The sequence below is a fragment of the Mucilaginibacter sp. genome, from assembly GCF_039207105.1.
Classification (GTDB): Bacteria; Bacteroidota; Bacteroidia; order Sphingobacteriales; family Sphingobacteriaceae; genus Mucilaginibacter.
Map to the genome: position 1 here is coordinate 1 of NZ_JBCECK010000294.1, position 2,820 is coordinate 2,820.

The 2,820-nt window shown below is 42.4% G+C and carries 3 protein-coding genes; 2 read left to right on the top strand and 1 reads right to left on the bottom strand.

Annotation, left to right across the window (positions count from 1 at the left end; translation table 11 throughout):
- Window positions 1–234: 234 nt before the first annotated feature.
- Window positions 235–1,428 (bottom strand): pyridoxal phosphate-dependent aminotransferase, encoded by a 1,194-nt coding sequence (locus AAGC65_RS25745; RefSeq protein WP_343115319.1) that lies wholly within the window; start codon window positions 1,426–1,428, stop codon window positions 235–237.
- Between the two features lie 180 nt (window positions 1,429–1,608).
- Here AAGC65_RS25745 and AAGC65_RS25750 point away from each other — a divergent pair, with 180 nt between their 5' ends.
- Both AAGC65_RS25750 and AAGC65_RS25755 read left to right on the top strand, forming a co-directional pair.
- Window positions 1,609–2,583, top strand: coding sequence for a cation diffusion facilitator family transporter (locus AAGC65_RS25750; protein ID WP_343115320.1), 975 nt, complete (start codon window positions 1,609–1,611; stop codon window positions 2,581–2,583).
- Window positions 2,584–2,820 (top strand): NUDIX domain-containing protein (locus tag AAGC65_RS25755; RefSeq protein ID WP_343115321.1); only part of this gene is annotated, 237 nt, incomplete at its 3' end.

The window sequence follows — 2,820 nt, forward strand, 5'->3', positions numbered from 1 at the left end:
GGATGTTGGTGTACGTTATGAAAATTATTCAGGCCAGAGCAATAACTACGGTACAGTTGGTTTACGCATAGCCTACGGATTTGGGTTGTAATTTTACTTAAACCTAAAACAAAAAGCCCCGGAGCATTTGCTCCGGGGCTTTTTGTTTTGTCGGAATCAGAATTCAGAGAATTTTAAAATTTTCAGAATTGAAAGTTAAATTTTGTCAATTCTTTGATTCTGAAAATTCTGATCTTATGCTAATTTACCCAACGCTTCTTTGATTCTGCGCATAGCTTCAATCAGTTTATCTTCGGCAGCGGCGTATGATAGGCGGATAGAAGTAGTGTCACCGAATGAGTCGCCGCCTACAGTGGCTACATGAGCCTCTTCCAACAAGTAAATGCTCAGGTCATCAGCATCTTTAATGGTTTTGCCATTGTAGCTTTTGCCAAAGAATGAAGTTACATTCGGGAAGAAATAAAAAGCGCCATCAGGCAGGTTAACTTTGATGCCTTCAATTTCGCTCAATAGTTTGTAAACAATATCGCGGCGTTTTTTGAAAGCAGCACGCATCTCCAACACGCTCTCTAAACCACCTTCATAAGCGGCAACACCTGCACGCTGGGTTATAGAGCAGGTACCAGAGGTAACCTGGCCTTGCATTTTATCGCAGGCAGCTGCAATTTCTGAGTTTGAGGCAGTGTAGCCAATTCTCCAGCCGGTCATAGCAAACGCTTTTGACCATCCGTTAATAATCACCACGCGGTCTTTAATATAATCAAACTGAGCTATTGACTCATGCTTATCAACAAAGTTAATGTGCTCATAGATCTCGTCGCTTAGGATGTATACATGAGGGTTTTTCTCAAATACTTTAGCCAGGCCTTCCAGTTCTTCCTTGCTGTAAACACTACCTGTAGGGTTACATGGTGACGAAAACATGAAAAGTTTTGTTTTAGGCGTAATAGCAGCCTCTAACTGTTCTGGTGTTATTTTAAAGTTTTGCTCAACAGTAGTATTAATAAAAACGCTCACACCTTCGGCAAGTTTAACTACTTCAGAATATGATACCCAGTAAGGAGTAGGAATAATCACCTCTTCACCCGGATTTACAAGGCATAGTACCGCGTTGGCAATGGCTTGCTTTGCACCGGTTGATACCACAATCTGACTAAAGTCATAATCAAGGTTATTCTCGTTCTTCAATTTGGCAACTACCGCTTTGCGCAGATCAGGATAACCGGCTACTGGTGTGTAGTAGGTCAGGTTTTTATCCATAGCCTGCTTGGCAGCCTCCTTAATGTGCTCGGGGGTATGAAAGTCAGGTTCGCCAAAGCTAAGGCTGATCACGTCAACACCTTTAGCGGCAAGTTCGCGGCCCATTTTGGCCATCTTAATTGTTGCAGATTCGGACAAGTTATTGATCCGGGTACTTAATGCGCTCATATAAATTATGTTATCGCGGCAAATATAGAAAATAACTTTACTGCTACTTACGGTTGTTATTTATAAATTTGCCAACGCAACTTAGCCTCACCTAAATCCTCTCCAAAAGAGAGGACTTTAACTAAGGTTTTGAACTCTCTCCCTTGGATAGGGCAGGGTGAGGCTTTAACTTATAAGAGCTTGAAAGAACAGAAAAGGATCATATTAATCTCGCTCATTACAGGCACTGTTCTGATGTTGGCGAAGTTCGGCGCATACTTTTTAACAGCCTCTAATTTTGTACTTACCGATGCCGCCGAAAGCGTTGTAAACGTAATAGCAAGCTCTTTTGCCTTTTTTAGTATTTACCTGGCCGCGCAACCCCGCGACGAGAACCATCCGTATGGGCACGGCAAAGTTGAGTTTTTTTCCGTTTTCATCGAAGGGGCACTCATTGGCATTGCCGGGGTTATCATCATTGTAAAATCCGTTTATAGTTTCTTTTATCCCAACATTATCCATGACTTGCTTACCGGTGCTTTTATTATAGGAGCTACGGGCATTGTTAATGGCGGGTTAGGATATTATATGATACAGAAGGGTAAATCATTGCGTTCCATTACCCTTGATGCGGATGGCCGACATTTAATTGCCGATATGGTAACCAGTATTGGTTTGGTAGCGGGCTTATTGCTCATCAGGTTTACCGGGATATTGTGGTTGGATAGTGCTTTATCTATATTGGTGGCACTGTATATTATATTCAGTGCTTATAAGCTGATCCGAAAATCGGTAGCGGGTTTAATGGATGAAGCCGATTTTCAGGTGGTTACTGATATTATCAGCGTGCTAAGTGAAAAACGCCGCGAATCATGGATTGATGTACATAACCTGCGTGCCCAGAAGTATGGTAACGAATTGCATATTGATTGCCACATGACGTTGCCCAGCTATTATGACCTGAACACGGCACACGCCGAAATAAAATTGGTGGAGGTGATGATCAATAAAGAGGTTGGCATCAAAACAGAATTATTCATTCATACCGACCCTTGTGTACCTGAATGCTGCCACTATTGCAGCATGCCCAATTGCCCCATACGGTCTGAAGCGCAAACAGAAACTATAGCCTGGACAATGGAAAATGTGGTGCGCAATAAAAAACACTTTGAATAAATGGAGTATTTTAATGTACGTGTATATGGCTTGCTTATTAATGAGCAAAATCAGGTATTGATCAGCGATGAGCAGGAATATGGCCATCGCTTCATCAAATTCCCCGGAGGTGGCCTTGAAATAGGTGAGGGGTTGATAGACGGCCTGAAACGTGAGTTTGTAGAAGAGTGCCAGGCAGAGGTAGAAATACTGAGCCATTTTTACACCACTGATTTTTATGTGCGGTCGGCCTTTAAC

Bases quoted from the DNA above. Each gene is read 5' to 3' on its own strand.
- AAGC65_RS25745 (WP_343115319.1), bottom strand. From the start codon at position 1,428: ATGAGCGCATTAAGTACCCGGATCAATAACTTGTCCGAATCTGCAACA.